Annotated in this window: 16 protein-coding genes and 1 pseudogene; 10 read left to right on the forward strand and 7 right to left on the reverse strand. The window is 73.2% G+C overall.

Annotated features, from left to right (window positions below; translation table 11 throughout):
- The 3 genes and pseudogenes from Ato02nite_RS44695 to Ato02nite_RS44705 form a co-directional block, all read right to left on the reverse strand.
- Positions 1 to 322, reverse strand: a pseudogene (locus Ato02nite_RS44695) (hypothetical protein); the annotation flags it as partial.
- Positions 323 to 382: 60 nt separating this feature from the next.
- The gene (locus Ato02nite_RS44700; protein WP_213012809.1) at positions 383 to 1,714 is read right to left on the reverse strand and encodes a hypothetical protein; all 1,332 of its coding nucleotides are present in this window, start codon (positions 1,712 to 1,714) and stop codon (positions 383 to 385) included.
- Positions 1,715 to 1,837: 123 nt separating this feature from the next.
- A complete protein-coding gene (locus Ato02nite_RS44705; RefSeq protein WP_213012810.1) occupies positions 1,838 to 3,016 on the reverse strand; it encodes an MFS transporter in 1,179 nt (392 codons plus the stop codon).
- Between the two features lie 16 nt (positions 3,017 to 3,032).
- Here Ato02nite_RS44705 and Ato02nite_RS44710 point away from each other — a divergent pair, with 16 nt between their 5' ends.
- On the forward strand, positions 3,033 to 4,082 hold the full coding sequence (locus tag Ato02nite_RS44710) for a LacI family DNA-binding transcriptional regulator (protein ID WP_213012811.1): 1,050 nt from the start codon (positions 3,033 to 3,035) through the stop codon (positions 4,080 to 4,082).
- A gap of 41 nt (positions 4,083 to 4,123) precedes the next feature.
- Positions 4,124 to 4,924 carry an SDR family NAD(P)-dependent oxidoreductase gene (locus tag Ato02nite_RS44715; RefSeq protein ID WP_213012812.1) on the forward strand — a complete coding sequence of 267 codons (801 nt, stop codon included), beginning with the start codon at positions 4,124 to 4,126 and terminating at the stop codon, positions 4,922 to 4,924.
- Between the two features lie 14 nt (positions 4,925 to 4,938).
- Here the strand turns inward: Ato02nite_RS44715 and Ato02nite_RS44720 are convergent, their stop codons facing one another.
- Together Ato02nite_RS44720 and Ato02nite_RS44725 are read right to left on the reverse strand one after the other, a co-directional pair.
- The gene (locus Ato02nite_RS44720; RefSeq protein WP_213012813.1) at positions 4,939 to 5,658 is read right to left on the reverse strand and encodes a GAF and ANTAR domain-containing protein; all 720 of its coding nucleotides are present in this window, start codon (positions 5,656 to 5,658) and stop codon (positions 4,939 to 4,941) included.
- A 213-nt stretch (positions 5,659 to 5,871) separates the two neighbouring features.
- Positions 5,872 to 6,582 carry a GAF and ANTAR domain-containing protein gene (locus tag Ato02nite_RS44725; RefSeq protein ID WP_213012831.1) on the reverse strand — a complete coding sequence of 237 codons (711 nt, stop codon included), beginning with the start codon at positions 6,580 to 6,582 and terminating at the stop codon, positions 5,872 to 5,874.
- Between the two features lie 367 nt (positions 6,583 to 6,949).
- On the opposite strand from Ato02nite_RS44725, the gene Ato02nite_RS44730 reads away from it, so the two are divergent.
- On the forward strand, positions 6,950 to 7,765 hold the full coding sequence (locus Ato02nite_RS44730; RefSeq protein ID WP_213012814.1) for a SigB/SigF/SigG family RNA polymerase sigma factor: 816 nt from the start codon (positions 6,950 to 6,952) through the stop codon (positions 7,763 to 7,765).
- Positions 7,766 to 7,801: 36 nt separating this feature from the next.
- On the opposite strand, the gene Ato02nite_RS44735 is transcribed toward Ato02nite_RS44730, so the two are convergent.
- Positions 7,802 to 9,034 carry an MFS transporter gene (locus Ato02nite_RS44735; RefSeq protein ID WP_213012815.1) on the reverse strand — a complete coding sequence of 411 codons (1,233 nt, stop codon included), beginning with the start codon at positions 9,032 to 9,034 and terminating at the stop codon, positions 7,802 to 7,804.
- Between the two features lie 125 nt (positions 9,035 to 9,159).
- On the reverse strand, positions 9,160 to 10,566 hold the full coding sequence (locus Ato02nite_RS44740) for an aldehyde dehydrogenase family protein (RefSeq protein WP_213012816.1): 1,407 nt from the start codon (positions 10,564 to 10,566) through the stop codon (positions 9,160 to 9,162).
- A 151-nt stretch (positions 10,567 to 10,717) separates the two neighbouring features.
- On the opposite strand from Ato02nite_RS44740, the gene Ato02nite_RS44745 reads away from it, so the two are divergent.
- Genes Ato02nite_RS44745 through Ato02nite_RS44775 form a run of 7 tightly spaced genes read left to right on the forward strand, consistent with a single transcriptional unit; the run spans position 10,718 to position 19,162 of the window.
- Entirely contained in the window at positions 10,718 to 12,346 is a 1,629-nt protein-coding gene (locus tag Ato02nite_RS44745) for a carbamoyltransferase family protein (RefSeq protein WP_213012817.1), read from the forward strand.
- Positions 12,343 to 13,449 (forward strand): glycosyltransferase family 2 protein, encoded by a 1,107-nt coding sequence (locus Ato02nite_RS44750; RefSeq protein ID WP_213012818.1) that lies wholly within the window; start codon positions 12,343 to 12,345, stop codon positions 13,447 to 13,449. Before Ato02nite_RS44745 ends, Ato02nite_RS44750 begins: the two co-directional genes overlap by 4 nt.
- The gene (locus tag Ato02nite_RS44755) at positions 13,446 to 15,017 is read left to right on the forward strand and encodes an HAD-IIIA family hydrolase (RefSeq protein WP_213012819.1); all 1,572 of its coding nucleotides are present in this window, start codon (positions 13,446 to 13,448) and stop codon (positions 15,015 to 15,017) included. The genes Ato02nite_RS44750 and Ato02nite_RS44755 overlap by 4 nt, the downstream gene beginning before the upstream one ends.
- A complete protein-coding gene (locus tag Ato02nite_RS44760) occupies positions 15,014 to 15,940 on the forward strand; it encodes a glycosyltransferase (RefSeq protein WP_213012820.1) in 927 nt (308 codons plus the stop codon). Before Ato02nite_RS44755 ends, Ato02nite_RS44760 begins: the two co-directional genes overlap by 4 nt.
- Positions 15,925 to 17,145, forward strand: a complete 1,221-nt coding sequence (locus Ato02nite_RS44765) for a glycosyltransferase (RefSeq protein ID WP_213012821.1) — start codon at positions 15,925 to 15,927, stop codon at positions 17,143 to 17,145. The genes Ato02nite_RS44760 and Ato02nite_RS44765 overlap by 16 nt, the downstream gene beginning before the upstream one ends.
- Entirely contained in the window at positions 17,145 to 17,786 is a 642-nt protein-coding gene (locus tag Ato02nite_RS44770) for a D-sedoheptulose-7-phosphate isomerase (RefSeq protein ID WP_213012822.1), read from the forward strand. Before Ato02nite_RS44765 ends, Ato02nite_RS44770 begins: the two co-directional genes overlap by 1 nt.
- A complete protein-coding gene (locus Ato02nite_RS44775; protein WP_213012823.1) occupies positions 17,783 to 19,162 on the forward strand; it encodes a PfkB family carbohydrate kinase in 1,380 nt (459 codons plus the stop codon). The genes Ato02nite_RS44770 and Ato02nite_RS44775 overlap by 4 nt, the downstream gene beginning before the upstream one ends.
- The last annotated feature ends 4 nt before the right edge of the window (positions 19,163 to 19,166 follow it).

The following is a 19,166-nucleotide window of genomic DNA, read 5'->3' on the forward strand; positions in this document are numbered from 1 at the left end:
CCCCCCCCGCCACGACGGCGGTCCGGTTACGGCCCGGCCAACGCTGGACCAACCAGGCGAACAGCACGGCCGGCACGACCTGCGGTACGGCCTGGGTAAGCCCGGCCAGCAGGTCGTCCGTCGACGGCACCAGCGCGGACAGCACCATCATCGCGAGCACGCCGTACCGGCGCGGGCCGTGCCCGGCCTGCGCGACCAGCCAGATCGCACCCACGGCGGCGGCCGGCCACACGATCCCGTGTGTCGCCGACCCCACCAACAGGGCCAGCAGGTAGACCGACGCGAACCCGGCGGTGCGGGCGAGATATCGGGAGAAGCTCAAGGCCGCGGCCTCCACGCTCGGGGGGAGGTCCGATCGGCCGATGACCGGCCGAGTTGAGGGTTACCCGCCGGAAGCCGGCCGGTCGAGCAGGCCTTCACCCGATGCGCAGGTCAGGACGGCTTGGCGGACGGCGGCGACCCGCGCGGCGGCCTCGCGCTCGTCCAGCCCGCGCAGATTCCGCCATAGCTCCCGCGCCCGGGCGTTCTCCGTGGCGGAGCCGGCCTCGGACAGCTGCGATTCGGTGCCGAGCAACCACGACGACGCGGCGTTCACCACCGCCGCGTCCGGGCCGGGCCGGTCGTCCGGGCAGGCGAACGGGCGAACACCGAGGTTGTACACCAGGTACCCCTCGAGCCTGTCGAGGTCCGTCACGTGGCCGTCGTCGCCGATCGCCAGGGGGATGAGCAGCGTGTCCGAGGACTGGTCGACCGGCTTGTGGTCGCTGTCGACGTGCTCCTGCGCCCGGGTCGGGCCGTCGGGCAGCCGGTCGAGCGTCGCGAGCGCCGCGCGGGCCGGGGGCGTCACCTCGGCCAGGACGCCGCTGTGCAGCCGCGCGACGCAGATCTGCGGGGCGTCGTCCGTGCAGACCAGTTCGCGGGCGGCGGGGTCGATCGGATCCTCGACGAACGCCGATCCGCCCTGAAGGATCAGCGCTGCGGCGGCGATGCCGAGCACCGGGGGCACCAGAGCCATGAGCCGGGCGGGTCGATCGGCGGCGGCGAACAACAGCGCGGCGCCGGCCGCCAGGCCGGCCAGGTACAGCATCTGGGCGATGCTGAACCGCCCGGGGATGCTCGCGAAGTCGGTGGGGCCACCCAGGCCGTACGCCGGGAAAAGCAGGCTGCTCAGCCATTGCCGCTGTCCGGTGATCCCCCGGGCGACCAGCGGCGAGGCCATGGACGCGATCGCCAGGGCGGGAGCGGTGATGATGTACGGCAGAATCCGGCCCACCGCCAGACCGAACCAGGCAGCGGCGACCAACGCCGTCGCACCGGCCACCACCACTCCCGCGACGGCACCGGCCCGCAGGTACTGCGCCGTGTCGATGATCCGGAGCGCGGCCAGGCCGGTGGCGCCGGTGTACGCGACAACCATCGCGGCGCCGTAGACGAGCAGCATCGGCACGACCTGCTGGCTGCGCGGGCGCGGGACACCGGCGAACAACTCGTGGACTCCGGAGCGGTGTTCCCGGGCGGCCTGGCCGGCTCCGGCCGCCATGGCGATCCCGACCAGCAACGGGAGGTACCACCGCTGGTCCAGAGCCAGGATCATGTATCCGGAGGTCCACCGCTCGCGTGCCGAGTACAACAGCCAGGTGCCGGCGGCCAGCAGGGTCACGGCCACCCAGAGCACAGCGGAGCGGCGCAGCTCGATGAGAAGAATGCGGCTCATCGTCGCGTCCTCACGCCGGTGCGGTGGCCGGGCTCCGCGTCGAAGGCCGGTTCCAGAGTCCGTGTCACACGGAGAAAGACGCTGCCGAGCGGTCCCCGGGTTCTCGGTTGGCTATGGCTCGCATCACATTGTCTCGGCAACGCGGCTCCGGGCGCGTAGGCCGGCCCACAGCAGGACCGCGCCGGCGCCGATCAGGACCGGTTCGAGCGCGAAGCCGGCGGTCAGCCCGTGGCGGTCCGCGAGGGTGCCGATCAGGTACGGCGAGGCGGCGCTGACCAGGCCGATGACCAGTTGCGAGCGGGCGTTGGCGCGATCCTCGCGACCGTTGGCGGCGTCCAGGGTCAGCGCGATGGCCAGCGGGTAGAGGTTGGCGATGCCGGCGCCGCACACGAACAGGCCGAGGATGGCCGGGACCGGCCGGCCGGACAGCCAGAACAGGACGAAGCCGGCCCCGGAGATGGCCAGCGACACGTAGAGCAGGGCGACACCGCGGCCGGGCCGGCGGGTGATCCGGGCGCCGAGCAGGCGTCCGATCAGGATGCCGAGATAGTTGGCGCCCAGCGCGGTGCCGGCGGCCGCGGCGGACAGGCCGGTGCCGAGGAGCATCTGCGGTCCGAAGTACACGATGCAGAACTCGATCGCCACGCTGAACGCGGTCAGCACGATGAACAACCAGCAAGCCGCCGGCAGCCCGCCGGCTCCCGTGGTGGCCGGCTGCGCCGCGGAGGTGGGCAGCGGCCGGCGGCGGAAGCGCAGGTAGAGCACCGCGAGGACGATGGCCGGCAGGGCGAAGGCGGCCCGCCAGCCCAGCACGCCGGCGGCCAGCGCGCCGAGGACCAGCGGAGCGACCACAGCGGACGCACCGGCGCCGATGTTGGCCTCGGTCAGCGCCCGGTCGCGCTGGGAGCCGTGCCGGTCGGACAGGATCGCCTGGAGCACGGCGAGCATCGTCGTGCCGGCCAGCCCCATCAGAGCGGCGGCGATCAGGGTGACCGGGACGCCCGACCCGAGCGTGAACAGACCCGCGCCGGCGACGGTGGCCAGAGCCGAACCCCACAGCAGCACGGCCCGCGCCAGGCGGCCGGCCACCCACGCGAACCCGGCCCCGGCCAGGGCCGCGCCGAGCGACCACAGCACCGAGTAGAAGCCGACCAGCGTGTAGGAGAACCGCAGCTCCTCGCGGAGCAGCGTCACCGCCGGGCCGAAGGCATAGAGCCAGAAGGTGTACGCCGCGAGCGCCGCGTAGGACAGCACGGTCGGCGCGTCCCGGACGAAGTCGTCTCTCGTTGTGTATCGGTACACAAGTAGAGTCTGTGCCATGACCCGACCCGTCGGCAACCCCAGACGACGGCCGACCCTGCGCCAGGTGGCCAGCGCCGCCGGCGTTTCGCCGATGACGGTCTCCTACGCCTACTCCCAGCCTGACCGGGTCTCGGCCGAGACGGCGGCCAAGGTGCGCGCCGCGGCCGAGAAGCTCGGCTATCCCGGTCCCAATCCGGCCGCCCGCTCGCTGCGCAGCGGGCGGGTCGGCTCGCTGGGCGTCGTGCTCGGCGAACGGCTGAGCTACGCCTTCGACGACCCGCAGGCGGCCCGGTTCCTCGCCGGAGTCTCCGACGTGTGCGCGGCCGAGGGCGTCGGGCTCACCCTGGTCCCGATCACCGGCGCCCCCTCCGACGCGCAGCGCGTCGCGCAGGCGGCGGTGGACGGCTTCGTCGTCTGGACCACCAGCGACGACGACCCGGTCCTGGACGCCGTCGCCGGCACCGGCCTGCCCGCGGTGATCCACGCCGGTCCGCACCGGCCCGGCCTGCCGGTGATCGGCATCGACGACCGCGCCGCGGCCGAGGCGATCGGGCGGGTGGCGTTCGCGGCGGCCCGTCGGCCGCTCGTGCTCGGCTTCCCGCTCGACCGCGGCCGGGCCCGGCAGCTGCTCACCGGCGACGAGGTAGGTGAGATTCGATTCCCCGTCACGCGCCACCGTTGGGAAGGCTTCCGCGCGGCCTGGCCCGGGCCGGGGCTGCGACTGGCGGTGTGCCCGGTCAACAACGTCGCCGAGGGCGAGGCCTTCGCCCGTGAACTGCTCGGGAGCGCCGAACCGCCGGACGCCATCGCCGCGATGAGTGACGAGCTCGCGCTGGGTGCGCTGAGCGCCGCCGCCGCGGCCGGCCGGCCGGTCCCCGGCGACCTGGCCGTGACCGGCTGGGACGACAGCGACGCCGCCGCCTCCGCAGGGCTGACCACGCTGGCCCAGTCCTTGCGCGACCAGGGGGCACGCTGTGCCCGCACCGCACTCGGCCGTGGCATCGAACCCTCGGCCCGGGACGAGTGGCATGTCGTGGTGCGCACGACCACGCGGCTCGATCGATGAGCGGGGGGAATAGTCCCGGGCCGGCGGGGAAACCGGACTTCATGACATCACCGACCGGGAACAAGTTCGCCGTCGTGACCGGCGCGTCCAGCGGAATCGGGTTCGAGCTGGCGAAGCAGTTCGCCGAACACGATTACGACCTGCTGATCGCGGCCGAGGACGACGGCATCGAACAGGCCGCCGCGGACCTGCGCCGCGACGGAAAGAACCAGATCATTGCGGTACGCGCGGACCTGGCGACCTTCAACGGCGTCGAAGAGGTGTACGCGGCAGTCCGGCAGAGTGGTCGTGACGTCGACGCGCTGGCGCTCAACGCCGGGCGGGGGATCGGCGGCGATTTCACCCGCGAGACCGAGCTGGCCGACGAGCTGAACGTGATCGACGTCAACATCACCTCGACCGTCCATCTGGCCAAGCGGGTCCTGCCCGACATGGTCGCCCGCGACTCCGGCGCGGTGCTGTTCACGTCGTCGGTCGCCGCGATGATGCCGGGCACCTATCAGGCGGTCTACAACGCGTCGAAGTCGTTCGTGCAGTCGTTCGCCGAGGCGCTGCGCAACGAGCTCAAGGACACCGGAGTGTCGATCACCGCGTTGATGCCGGGTCCGACCGACACCAACTTCTTCCATCGTGCCGAGATGGACGACACCAGGGTCGGCGCGGGCGCGAAGGACGACCCGGCGGTGGTCGCCAAGCAGGGCTTCGAGGCGCTGATGAAGGGCAAGGAGAAGGTCGTCGCCGGCTCGGTGAAGACGAAGGTCCAGGGGGCCGCGTCCAAGGTCATGCCGGACAGCGCGAAGGCGGAGATGCACCGGAAGATGGCCGAGCCCGGCTCGGCCTGAGTGGACCGGCTCGCTCAGCTCACCGGCGGCCGGGCCCGTTGGGTGCGGGCGACCAGCGCCGCGGCGACGTCGCGGACCTTGCGGTTGGAGTCCTGCGAGATCCGGGTGAGGATCGCGAACGCCTCATCGGCCGAGCAGCGCCGGTCACCCATGATGATTCCCTTGGCCTGCTCGATCACCGCCCGGTTCTCCATCGCGGCCTGCATGTGCTGAGCGAGGTTGGCCTTGCTGTCGTACAGATGGGCGTTGGCCAGGGCGATGCCCGCATAACCCGCCAACGTCTGGGCGAGCCGGACCGTGGCGCAGTCGAAGGCGTTCTTCTGTCTGCCGTAGATGTTCATCGCGCCGTCGATCGTGTCCAGGATCGGCAGCCCGACGGAGAGGCTGCTGCCCACACCCGCCTCGTCGGCCCGAGCCGGCCAATCGTTCCACCGGCTGTCGGCCGTGGTGTCCGGTACGGACACGGTCGTCTTGCCGGCGGCTGCATCCAGGCAAGGGCCGGCCCGGTTGCCGTACTGAACCCGGTCGAGTCGCAGGGCGATCTCACCGGTGGCGACGGCGGTCTGCGGCCCGCTCTCCCGCACGAGGGTTATCGAAACTTCGTCGGCGCCCGGCAGTGTCGCCCGGGCCAGGTCCGCGACCCGGTTGAGGACGCCGTCGAGGTCGGTTTCCCCCAACTTGATCCGGCCGAGCTCCGTAAAGGCTGAAGCCGGGTCGGTGGATTCCTGCGGCATGTACGTCCAGAGATCCTGCAGCGGGCACAGAACGGCCGTTGGGCGACTATGCCAGGTGGGCGGGTGCCTGCCCAGAGGGGTCCGGCGACCCCCGGACCCGCGCCGCTGCTTGACGCTGGTTCCCTGACGTGCCACACACGCACGTCAGTCGCAGGGCAGCCATATTACCCGAATGCCGGGGCGACCGGAGCCTGGGGAATTGTTCGACACAGGTCAGCCTCGGCCGCGCGCCGCGTTGGCGACCAGTGCCTCGGCCACGTCGCGCAGCTTGCGGTTGGTGTCCTGGGACAGTTTGCTCAGGATCTTGAAGGCCTCGTCCGCGGTGCAGTGCCGATCGCCCATGATGATCCCCTTGGCCTGCTCGATCACCGCCCGGCTCTCCATCGCGGCTTGCATGTGCTGGGCCAGGGTCGCCGTCACGTCGTACAGGTGGGCATTGGCCAGGGCCACCGCGGCGTACCCGGAGAAGGTCTGCGCCATCAGAGCGGCGTCGTCGTCGAACGCGTCCGGTTTGGTCGCGTAGATGTTGAGCGCACCCGTGACGGTCTGATCCACCGGCAACCCGACCGACAGGGCACTGTGCACGCCGGAATCGAGCGCCAGGCTGCGGTAATCCGGCCACCGCTCCTCGCGGGTCAGGTCGGGTATCGAGACGGTGGCGGTGGTTGTCGCCGCCTCCAGGCAAGGACCGGCGCCGATCTCGTACTGCCGTTCGTCGAGGGCCAGGGCCAACTCGCCGGTGAACGCCGCGGTGCGCGGGCCCTTGCCCGGAATCAGCGTCACGGACACCTCGTCGGCGCCGGGTATGGTGCGTTTCGCCAGTTCGGCGATTCTTCCGAGCACGTGGTCGAGGTCTGTCTCGTTGAGCTTGATGCGGCCGAGTTCGGCGAACGCCTCGGTGGGGTCGAGCGGTTCCTGGTCGATCACGGGGAATCCCTAGAACGGGCACACCACGCGATCTCCGCCCGCGGGAATGCGCAGGTCTGCAGGAAATGACCGTCGGAAGGACGGACTGGCGCCGGCGCCACTTCTTGACGCGGGGCTCGCCGACACCGTCGAAGGCATCGGTCACAGGCGCACAGCATAGCCCAGCCGGGTGGACCGCAACCGAGCCGAAGACCGGGTGACGACTGACCCTCCAATCACACTTGGAGCTTGCTGGCCATCGTCCTTTCGGCTAGCGTCAGCTCATCGGTCAAGCAAAGTGCCGAGTTCCGTTGCGTGGTCACCATCCCGCCGGACGGCCCTTGCCTGATGCCGGGCGCCGCCCCCGCGATCGAGGGGAAACAAAATGAGCGCATCGGTTGTCGAGCCACAGCACACCCGGCGTTCCCAAACCGACGACGAGCAGCAGGCATGCGAGATGATCATGCTGCTGGCGAACACGGCGCCCGCCGACCCCGGCCGAGCCGACCTGCGGCGGCGCGCGATAGAAGCATGGCTGCCCATGGCGCTGCGACTCGGGCGCCGGTACGCCGGGCGCGGCGAGAATATCGACGACCTGCAGCAGGTCGCCACCGTCGGACTGATCAAAGCTGTCGACCGGTTCGATACCGAATACGGCGAGGACTTCGTCGGCTTCGCCGTCCCCACCATCCTCGGCGAACTCAGGCGGCACTTCCGCGACCGCGCCTGGTCGGTGCGCGTGCCGCGCCGGGTGCAGGAGATGCGGATGGCGATCAGCGGAGCCAACGCGGCCCTGTCGCAGACGCTGAACCGCCTGCCCACGGTCGCCGACATCGCCCGGCATCTCGGCGTCGACGAGGAAGCGGTGCTGGAAGGACTGGAGGGCGGCCGGGCGTTTCGGGCCACGTCCCTGTCCACGCCGGTCAACGACGAGGGCACGGTCGAGTTGATCGACCGGCTCGCCGAGGAGGATCACGGCTACGACCTGGTCGAGATCCAGCTCGCCCTCGGCTCCGCCCTCGACCGGCTCAGCGCCCGGGAAAGGCGCGTCCTGATCCTGAGGTTCTGGGGCAACCAGAACCAGGCCCGCATCGCCGAGCAGATCGGTGTGTCCCAGATGCAGGTCTCCCGGATCCTGTCCTCGGCACTGGCCCGGCTTCGCACCGATCTTGACGCCGAGCCCGCCGCCCGGCGTCCCTGACGAGGGCGGTCCTGACCAGGGCGGTCCGGCCGGAGGTCAGGCGGGCTGCTCGATGAGCGTGCGGCCGAGGGCGGCGGCGACGGGCTGCGTCCGGCGGCCGGTGACCCGGATCAACGCGATCCCGCCGGCCGCGGCCGCCGCCGTGGTGACGACGCCGGCCAGCACCAGCGCGCCCCGCGGGCCTTCCGTGTCGCACAGCCAGCCGACCAGTGGTGCACCGACGATGCCGGACAGCGAGGACGTCATGCCCAGCGCGGCCAGGACCCGGCCCCGCATGTCCTCGCGGGTGTCCAGCTGCACCCGGGTCGAGACGATCGTGTCGAGGATGACCGCGCCCGCCGCGATCGGCAGGATCAGCGCCGCGAAACCGAGGACGTTTGGGGCCAGGCCGGAGAAGAGCTGGAGGACGCTGATCACCAGGCCGGCCCCGACCAGCGCCGGCAGGGTGGCGCGGCCGGTGCCGGCCAGCAGCAGGCCGCCGGCCACGGCGCCGACCGCGAAGACCGTCGAGAGCACGCCGTACGCTCCCGGGCCGCCGTGCAGCGGACCGGCGGTCATGGCGGCCATCGTCACCTGGTAGTTGCGCCCGAGGGAGCCGAGCACGAACGACATCGCCAGCACGATCAGGACCACCGGCTGGCCGAGCACGTAGCGCAGGCCGGCCCGTACGCCCCGATCGGAGGCCGGCGCCTCGGCCAGCGTCCGCATCGAGCCGGGGCGCATGATCGCCAGCGCGCCGATCACGGCCAGGTACGAGGCCGCGTTGATCACGAAGAGCGGTGCGGGGCCGGTCAGGCCGACCAGAACGCCGCCCAGGGCCATGCCGCCGATCCGGCCGGCCGAGCTGAGCACCGAGCCGAGCGCCAGCGCGGAGCCGAGCGCCTCCCGGGACACCAGCGCCGAGCCGAAGCGACCCAGGCTGGGGCCCTCGACCGCGCTGATCACCCCGGAGAGCACAGCCACCAGATAGATCGGCCACAGCCGGCCGGTGTCGAACACCAGCGCCAGCGCGAGCAGCGCCCGGATGACCTGGCAGGCGATCAGCAGCGGCCGGGCGGGCAGCCGGTCGGCGAGGGCGCCACCCCAGCCGCCGAGGAGCAGCACCGGCAGGGCCTGCGCCATCACGGTGAAGCCCATGGTGGCGGCCGATCCGGTCACCGAGAGGACGACCCAGTTCAGCCCGAGCACCTGCATCCACGTGCCGCCCGTCGACACCAGGTCGGCGGCCGCCCAGAGACGGTAGTTGCGTTCGCGCAGCGGTGCGAGCATCGGAGCCAAGACGGCGGTCCCCCCAGGTGCGACGTACGCCGTATCTCGGCGCCGTACGCCCTATCGGGAAGCGCTTCTGACCTGCTTCGCCCGGGAAACCAGGTACAACCGGACCGCAACCGGGCTCACCAGCCGGTCGGGGGTGCCTCCAGGTGCACTGCCTTGGTCGCGGTCATCTCGTCCAGCAGCTCCGGTCCGTACCCGAAGCCCTGCCCGCTGCCCCGGCGGGGGTGCGCGGCGCCGCCCGGCGCGCCGCCGAACACCGCATTGACCTTGACCGTGCCGGCCGGGAGTCGGCGCCAGGCCTGCTGGGCGTGGCTCATCGAGCCGGTGAGCACGCTCGCCGCCAGGCCGTACGGGGAGTCCGCGGCGCGGTGCAGCGCCTCGTCGAACTCCTCGACGGTCGCCACCGGCGCCACCGGCCCGAACGTCTCCTCCCGCATCACGGCCATCTCGTCGGTGCAGTCGGCCAGCACGGTCGGGGGGTAGAAGGACCCCGGTCCGGGCGGCACCGCTCCGCCACGCAGCACCCGGGCGCCCTCCTTGACCGCCCGCTGCACCTGATCATCGACGGCGTCGCGGAGCCGCCGATCGACCAGCGGGCCGAGGTCGGCGGCCCAGCGGTCCGCCTCGGCCGTCAGGGCGTCGAGGAATGGCTCGGCGATGTCGCGGTGGACGTAGATGCGTTCGACGGCCACGCAGATCTGGCCCGAGTTGGCGAAAGATCCGACCGCGGCCTGCGCCGCCGCCCAGACCGGGTCGACACCGGCGTCCACGATCAGGGGATCGCTGCCGCCGTTCTCCAGCAGCGGCTTGGCGCCGGTACGGGCGCAGGCGGCGGCGATCGATCGGCCGGTGGCCGTCGAGCCGACCTGGGCGACGACGTCGACCGGCGCGGCGGCGAGCGCGGCGCCGACCGAGCCGTCGCCGTTCACCAGGGCGAGGACGCCCTCCGGGAAGTGCGGGGCGAGCAGCTGGGTGAGGCGCCAGCCGGTGGCCGGGGTGCGCTCGCTCGGCTTGTACACGACCGTGTTGCCGGTGACCAGGGCGGCGCCGAGCAGGCCGCAGGAGACGGCCACCGGGTCGTTCCACGGGGTGATCACCGCGACCACGCCGCGCGGTGTGTAGGCCATCAGGTCGATCGCCTCGTCGTTGCCGGCCAGGGTGCGGCCGCGGTGGGTCGGGCCGAGTTCCGCGTACTGGCGTAGGGTGCCGACCCCGGCCATGATCGACTCGCGGGCACCGTCGACCGGTTTGCCCATCTCGGCGTTCATCAACGTGGCCAGCTCGCCGGCCGCTTCGGTCACCGCGGTCGCCGCCGCGTGCAGGGCCGCCGCGCGATCCGCCGGGGCGGTCGCGGCCCATCCGGCCGCGGCTTGCCGCGCGGCTCGCACGGCCGCCACCACGTCCTCCTCGCCGGAGTGGGTCACCACCGTCACGGGCGTGCCGTCCGCCGGGTTGAGGACGGTCGACTTCCGGCCCGAGCCACCCTGTCCCCAGGCGCCCGATATCAATTGCTCAACCTCGTACATGCCGGGGCGGTTGCCCGGTAGCAACGACGTCAAACGTGTCGCCCGTCGATGTTTCGTGACCTATCAGTGCAGGTCAGCGTGGAGGAAATTCATCTGGAAGAAGTCGGTGATCTTGCGAATAAGCCAAAGATCGGCGGGTATCCCGCGCCGCATGCGAGTGCTGGGAATCAATGCGATCTTCCATGATCCGGCGGCCGCACTGGTCGTCGACGGTCAGGTGGTGGCCGCTGCCGAGGAGGAGCGGTTCAGTCGCCGCAAGCACGGCAAACGGCCGGTGCCGTTCGCCGCCTGGGAGCTGCCCGAGCTGGCCGCGGCCTGGTGCCTCGAAGAGGCCGGGCTGCGGCCGGGCGACCTCGACGCGGTTGCCTACTCCTTCGACCCGGGGCTGGCGCGCGACGCGGCGAGTCTCGGCCTCAACGACCCCTCGGACCATCTGCGCGTCGACTACGCCCGGCGGGCCCCGCAGTTCCTCGCCGCCGCGCTGCCCGGTCTCGACCCCGAGCAGGTGCGCTTCGTGCCGCACCACGTCGCCCACGCCGCCTCCGCCGGCCTCTCGGTGCCGGAGGACAGCGCGGTGCTGGTGCTCGATGGGCGCGGCGAGGCGGCCAGCCACCTGGCCGGCGCCTACCGCGGTGGCGAGCTCGAGGTGCTGAGATGCCAGGAGCTGCCGCACTCCCTCGGGCTGCTCTACGAAGACCTGACCCGGCACCTGGGCTTCCTGCACTCCAGCGACGAGTACAAGGTGATGGCGCTGGCCTCGTACGGCCGTCCCCGTTTCCTGAACGTCTTCCGCGACCTGGTGCGGGCCACCGACGACGGTGGCTTCACGGTCGAGCGGATCGACTGGGACGCCCTGGCCAAGGCCCGCGCCGCCGACGGCGAGATGACCGACGCGCACGCCGACCTGGCGTCCAGTGTGCAGACCCGGCTCGAAGAGGTGCTGCTCGACCTGGCCCGCTGGACGTACGAGGCGGCCGGCGGCCCGAAAACCCTCACGATGGCCGGCGGCACCGCGCTGAACTGCGTCGCGAACGCGCGGATCGCCGCCGAGGGGCCGTACGAGCGAGTGTGGGTGCAGCCCGCGGCCGGCGACTCCGGCACCGCGCTCGGCGCCGCGCTGGCCGTTACCGGCCGGAACGTGCCGTTCACCACCGCCGCGCTCGGCCGCGGCTGGACCGACGACGAGCTCGAGGCCGAGCTGAAGCGGGCCGGACTGCCCTACACCCGCCCCGAGTCGATCGCCGCCGAGACCGCACGGGTGCTCGCGGCCAACGGCATCGTCGCCTGGTATCAGGGCCGCAGCGAGTACGGTCCCCGCGCGCTCGGACACCGCTCGCTGCTGGCCCACCCCGGCGACGCCGACACCCAGACCCGGATGAACGACGTCAAGGGCCGCGAGCAGTTCCGGCCGATCGCCCCGATGGTCCGGGCCGAGCGGTTCGACGACATCTTCGAAGGCGTCAACCCGAGCCCGTACATGCTCTTCGTGCACCGGGTGAAACCGGAGTGGAAGGACCGCATCCCGGCCGTCACCCACGTCGACGGCACCGCCCGGGTGCAGACCGTGCACACCGCGACCGAGCCGCTGGTGGCCGAGATGCTCGCCGAGTTCGAGCGGCTCACCGGGCTGCCGGTGGTGGTCAACACCTCGCTGAACACCGCCGGCCGGCCGATGGTCGACACCCCGCGCGAGGCGATGGAGCTGTTCGGCTCGGCGCCGGTCGACCTGCTCGCGATGGGGCCGTTCGCCGTCCACCGGGCGAAGGCGTTCCAGGCGTGACCGCGACGATCGTGGTGCCCACGCTCGGCCGGCCCAGCCTCGGGCGCCTCCTCGAGGCGCTCGGCCCCGGCCTGGCGAAGCACCGGTTCGAGCTGCTGATCGTCGACGACCGCCCCGGCGACCGCCCACCGCTGGCCCTGCCGCCGGGCATCGAGGCCACCGTCCTGGATGGACCGGCCCGGGGACCGGCGGCCGCCCGCAACACGGGCTGGCGCGCCGCCCGGCACGAGTGGATCGCCTTCCTCGACGACGACGTGCTGCCCGATCCCGACTGGGCCGACCGGCTCGCCGACGATCTGGCCGAGGCGGGGGAGCACGTCGGCGGAGTGCAGGGTGTGCTGCGGGTGCCGCTGCCCGCCGACCGGCGGCCGACCGACTGGGAACGGGTGACCGCCGGGCTCGCCGACGGCGCCTGGATCACCGCCGACATGGCTTACCGCCGCGCCGCGCTGGCGCGCTGCGGCGGCTTCGACGAGCGTCTGCCGCGGGCTTTCCGGGAGGACGCCGAGCTTGCCTTCCGCGTACGCCGGGAAGGCTGGTCGTTGCGGCGTGGCCGGCGGCGGGTCACCCATCCGGTACGGCCGGAGGGCCGGTGGGTCAGCGTCCGCACCCAGCGCGGCAACGCCGACGACGCCCTGCTGCGCCACCTTTACGGCCCGCGCTGGCGACAGCGCCTGGAGATCCCGCCCGGCCGCCGCCACCGGCACGTCGCGATCACGGCCGCCCTGGTCACGGCCGGTGCCGCCGCGCTCGTTGCCGCAAGCGGACGACGAGGCTGGACGGCGGTCGCGGCCGGCGCCGGGCTGGCCTGGGCGGCCGGCACCGCCGAGTTCGCCGCGGCCCGCATCGCCCCCGGCCCTCGCGATCCGAGCGAGGTGGCGACGATGGTGGCCACCAGCGCCGTGATACCGCCGGTCGCCACCGTCCACTGGCTGCGCGGCTGGCTGCGCCGGCGCGCGGCCGAGCCCCTCGGCTCGCAGCCGGCCGGCCTGCCCCCGGCGCACCGCTGTCCGGCCGGGTGGGCCGCGCTGTCCCGGCCGACGGCCTCCCGTTCCGTTCCCACCCGGCCGTTCGCCTCCCGATCGGCGGAGGGCAGCCGGTGAGCGAACTCTTCGAAGCGGTCCTGTTCGACCGGGACGGCACCCTGATCGAGGACGTGCCCTACAACGGCGATCCCGCCCGGGTCGAGCCCATGCCCGGCGCCCGCGATGCCCTCGACCGGCTGCGCGCCGCGGGCCTGCGGCTGGGCGTGGTCACCAACCAGTCCGGTCTCGCCCGGGGCCGGTTCACCGCCGGCCAACTGGCCGCCGTGAACCGCCGCGTCGACGAGTTGCTCGGCCCGTTCGACACCTGGCAGATCTGCCCGCACGACGACACCGCGAACTGCCACTGCCGCAAACCAGCCCCGGGGATGGTCATCGCCGCGGCCGAGGCCCTCGGCGTCAGCCCGGCTCGCTGCGTGATGGTCGGCGACATCGGCCGCGACATGGACGCCGCCCAGGCCGCCGGCGCCGCCGGCGTCCTGGTGCCCACGCCGGTCACGCTGGCCACCGAGGTCGCGGCGGCACCGGCCGTCGCCGGCACCCTGACGGCGGCCGCCGACCTGATCCTGCGACGCGAGGCCCTGGTCACTCCGGTGCCCCGGCCCGGCCGGGCCGGGACCGTCCTGGTCGTCCGCTCCGACTCGGCCGGCGACGTGCTGATCACCGGACCGGCCATCCGGGCGGTCGCGGCCGGCGCCGAACGGGTGATCCTGCTCTGCGGCCCCCGCGGCCGGGACGCGGCCGAGCTGCTGCCCGGTGTCGACGAGATCGTCGAATGGCGGCTGCCGTGGATCGACGCACAACCCGGCCCGGTCGACCCGGCCGACATGGCCGCCCTCACCGAACGGCTACGGGCGACCGGAGCCGACGAGGCAGTCGTCTTCACCTCGTTCCACCAGTCCGCACTGCCCCTCGCCCTGCTGATGCGGATGGCCGGCATCGACCGGATCACCGCGATCAGCGAGGACTACCCCGGCTCGCTGCTCGACGTGCGGCACCGCGGCGTACCCCCGGGCCTGCCGGAACCCGAACGGGCCCGCAGCGTCGCCGCGGCCGCCGGCTTCGCCCTGCCGGCGGGCGACGACGGCCGACTGCGGGTCATCGGAGCGGCGCGCCGAGGACCGGGGGAGTACGTCGTGGTTCATCCCGGAGCCAGCTGCGAAGCCCGGTCCTGCCCGCCCGACACGCTGCGCGGCATCGTCACCGCGCTCGCTGCGGTCGGTCATCGTGTACTGGTCACGGCCGGACCCGGCGAGCGTCACCTGGCCGCCTACGTCGCCGGGGACCTGGGCGAGGAAGCCGGCCGGACCTCGATGCCGGAGCTGGCCGCGATCCTCGCCGGTGCCGCCTGCGTGGTGGTCGGCAACACCGGCCCGGCCCACCTGGCCGCCGCCGTCGGTACCCCGGTCGTCAGCCTCTACGCCCCGACCGTTCCCTACGGCCAGTGGGGTCCCTACCGCGTGCCGAACGTCCGGCTCGGCGACCCCGCCGCGCCCTGCCGCGATACCCGGGCCACCACCTGCCCGGTCGGCGGCCATCCCTGCCTGTCCACCATCGAACCCGCGGAGGTGGTCTCGGCCGTCGCGCGGCTCGCCGCCCCCGCCGAGATTGCCGAGGCTGTCGCGTGAACATCCTTCTCTGGCATGTGCACGGCTCCTGGACGACCTCGTTCGTCCAGGGCAAGCACCGATACCTGATCCCGGTCAACGACGCCCGCGACGCCTGGGGCCGGGGCCGGGCGCAGACCTTCGACTGGCCCGCATCAGTCGAGGAGCTGCCTCTCGAACAGATCCGGGACGCGGACGTCGCCATCGTGCAACGGCCCGAGGAACTCGAGCTGGTGCCGCGCGGCCTGCCGGTGATCTATGTGGAGCACAACACCCCCAAGGGCGACGTGCCGAACAGCCGGCATCCGATGGCCGACCGGGACGACCTCGTGATCGCCCATGTCACCGACTTCAACGAACTGTTCTGGGACACCGGCGGCACCCGCACGACGGTGATCGAGCACGGCATCGTGCAGCCGGCCGCGCGCTGGACCGGCGAGCTCGGCCACCTCGCCGTCGTCACCAACGAGCCGGTACGCCGTGGACGGGTCACCGGCACCGACCTGTTCCCGCGGTTCGCCGAGGTGGCGCCGCTCGACGTCTTCGGCATGGGAGTCGAGGGCCTGCGCGGGCCACGGATCACCCCGTACGACGACCCACCCCAGCACGAGATGCACGCGCAGGTCGCCCGCCGCCGGGTCTACCTGCACCTGTGCCGCTGGACCTCGCTCGGGCTGAGCCTGATCGAGGCGATGCAGATGGGCATGCCGGTCATCGGGCTCGCCACCACCGAGGCAACCGTCGCGGTGCCACCGGACGCCGGTGTCCTGGACACCCGAGTCAGCACGCTCGTCGAGGCCACGCACTGGCTGCTCGAGGACGACACCGCGGCCCGCAGTCTCGGCGCCCGCGCGCGTCAGGTCGCCCTCGCCCGGTACGGCCTGGACCGGTTCCTGGCGGACTGGGACCGGCTGCTCGAGGAGGAAATATGCGCGTCGCGCTGATATCGGAGCACGCCAGCCCGCTCGCCGCGCTCGGCGGCGTCGACGCCGGCGGTCAGAACACCCACGTCGCGGAGCTCGCCGGCGCGCTCGCGGCGGCCGGGCACGAGGTGCGCGTGTACACCCGGCGCGACTGCCCGGACCTGCCCACGGTGGTGCCGATGGGTGACCGGGCCGAGGTCGTGCACGTACCGGCCGGACCGGCGGCCGCACTGCCCAAGGACGAGCTGCTGCCGCACATGGGCCGGTTCGCCGAGTGGCTGGCGGACGACTGGCGGGACGAGTGGCGGCCGGACGTCGCGCACGCACACTTCTGGATGAGCGGGCTGGCCGCGGTCACCGCCGGGCGGCGGACGGACGTGCCGGTCGTGCAGACCTATCACGCGCTCGGCTCGGTCAAGCGCCGCCACCAGGGCTCGGCCGACACGAGCCCGCCGCGCCGGGTCGCCTACGAGCGCGAGCTGGGCCGGGTGGCCGACCGGGTGATCGTGCAGTGCCAGGACGAGGTGAACGAGCTGGTCCGTCTCGGCGTGCCACGCAACCGGATGTCGCTCGTGCCCTCGGGTGTCAACGTCGAGCGGTTCCGGCCCGACGGCCCGGCCGTGCCGCGCGACCGTGGCCGCCCGCGCATCCTCACCGTGGCCCGCCTGGTCGAGCGCAAGGGCGTCGAGGACCTGATCCGGGCCCTGCCGTCGGTGCCGCGGGCCGAGCTGGTGGTGGTCGGCGGCCCGCCCGAGGGTGAGCTGGCCGGCGACCCGTACGCCCGGCGGCTGCACCAACTGGCCGAGAGCTGCGGCGTGGCCGGCCGGGTCCGGCTGGCCGGCGCCGTGCCGGCGCACGAGATGCCGCAGTGGTATCGCTCCGCCGACCTGCTCGCCGCCACCCCCTGGTACGAGCCGTTCGGCCTGACCGTCCTCGAGGCGATGGCGTGCGGCGTCCCGGTCGTCGCGTCCGCCGTCGGCGGCCTCGTCGACACCGTCGTGGACGGGGTCACCGGCGACCTGGTGCCGGCCCGCGACCCGGTCCTGCTCGCCGCGGCGCTGCGCCGCCTCGTCCTCGGCGACGTGCGGCGTTTCTCGTATGCCGCGGCCGCGGTCGATCGGGCCACCCACTCCTATGCCTGGCCCCGCGTCGCCGCCCGGCTCGCCGCTGTCTACGCGAGCGTCGCGGGGGTCGCCACCGAACCCACCCCGGAGGTCGTCGCCTGATGGACTCGCCTGATCTCTCCCCGACCGACACACACCTGACCGCGTTGACCGCTGCCATCGGCCCGTACCGTGCGGTGTCCGGCCGGCTGGCCCGCTGGGGTGCCGAGCTCGCCTGGCACCTCGGCCAGGGTGGCCGGCTGCTGGTCGCCGGCAACGGCGGCAGCGCGGCCGAGGCTCAGCATCTCGCCGCCGAACTGGTCGGCCGGCTGCGCGACGAGCGCCGGCCGCTGTCCGCGATCGCGCTCACCCCGGACTCCTCGGCCGTCACCGCGATCGGCAACGACTACGGCTTCGAGGAGATCTTCGCCCGGCAGGTGCGTGCGCACGGCCGCCCCGGCGACGTTCTGCTCACGATGTCGACCAGTGGACGCAGCCCGAACCTGCTCGCCGCCGTGCGCGCCGCCAAGGAGTGCGGGATGCGCAGCTGGGCGATGACCGGCGCCGGCGGTCCACTCGCCGACGCCAGCGACGAGGCGCTGCGCTGCCCGTCGCCGGACAGCCAGGTCGTGCAGGAGCTGCACCTGGTCTCGGTCCACCTGATGTGCGAATACCTCGACCGGGCCCTGCCAGCGGTGCTCAGCGGCCGACCGGCCGCCCCGTTCGCCGGGATCGACGGAATCAAGCTGGAGGTGGGCGTATGAGCCTCGTGATCATCGGCGACACCCTGCTCGACCGGGATGTCGAGGGCAGCGTGCACCGGGTCGCCCCGGACGCGCCGGCCCCGGTTCTCGACGAGGAGAACGTGCGCGAGCGGCCCGGCGGCGCCGGCCTCGCGGCCCTGCTCGCCGCGGCGTCCGGCCAGGAGGTCGCCCTCGTGACCGCTCTCGCCGACGACGCCGGCGGCGCCCGGCTCAGCGAGCTGCTCACCGCCGCCGGCGTGCGGGTCTACGCGCTGCCGATGCCCGGCCCCACCCCGGAGAAGGTGCGACTGCGGGCGCACGGACAGGTGCTGCTGCGCCTCGACCGCGGCGGCGAGCCGCGGCCCCCCGGCAACGTGCCCGACGCCGTCCTCGACCTGCTGCGCACCGCCACCGCCGTCCTGGTCAGCGATTACGGTCGCGGCGTCGCCCGGCACCCCGATCTGCGCCGCGCGCTGAAGGAGACCCGGGCGCCGATCGTCTGGGACCCGCACCCCAACGGCCCGCAACCGGTGCCGAACGCCCGCCTGGTCACCCCGAACGCCGCCGAGGTGCGCAAGCTCTCCGGCGACGCGGGCGGCGGCTCCACCCTCGCCGCCGCCCAACGTGCCGGGCACGTCCTGCGGCAACATTGGCGGGCCGGCGCCGTCGTGGTGACCTGCGGCGCCGAGGGCGCGGTCCTCTGCCACTCCGGGCCGACACCGCTCGTCGTGCCCGCCCCCATCGTCGTGGACGGCGACACCTGCGGAGCGGGCGACCGCTTCGCCGCGACGGCGGCGCTGGCGCTCGCCGAGGGCGCGCTGGTCTCCGAGGCCGTGCAGCGAGCCGTCGCGGCCGCATCGGCCTACGTCGCCGGTGGCGGCGTGACCGCGGCGCTGGAACCGCAGGACGAGACGGCCGGCTCCCCGGAACGGATCGGGGCCGACGAGGCCGGCCGGCTCGCCGCCGAGGTGCGCTCGCGCGGCGGCACCGTCGTCGCCACCGGCGGTTGCTTCGACCTGCTGCACATCGGCCACCTCGCCACCCTGCGCGCCGCTCGCAAGCTCGGCGACTGCCTCATCGTGTGCTTGAACAGCGACGATTCCGTACGCGGCCTCAAGGGTGCGGACCGCCCGCTGAACGGCGAGATCGATCGCAGCCGCCTGCTCGCCGCGCTGGACTGTGTGGACGCCGTGGTGATCTTCGACGAGCCGACGCCCGAGGCCGCGCTCGCCTGGCTGCGGCCCGACGTCTGGGTCAAGGGCGGCGACTACGACTCCGTTCCCGAGGCGGAACTCGTCGAACGCTGGGGCGGCCGCACCGTGATCGTCCCCTACCTGGACGGCCGCTCGACCACCCGAACCATCGCCGCGGCCCAGGCCGCCACCACCCGGAGGTAATCCA

Origin of the sequence: Paractinoplanes toevensis (genome assembly GCF_018332695.1) — a bacterium.
GTDB classification, from domain to species: Bacteria; Actinomycetota; Actinomycetes; order Mycobacteriales; family Micromonosporaceae; genus Actinoplanes; species Actinoplanes toevensis.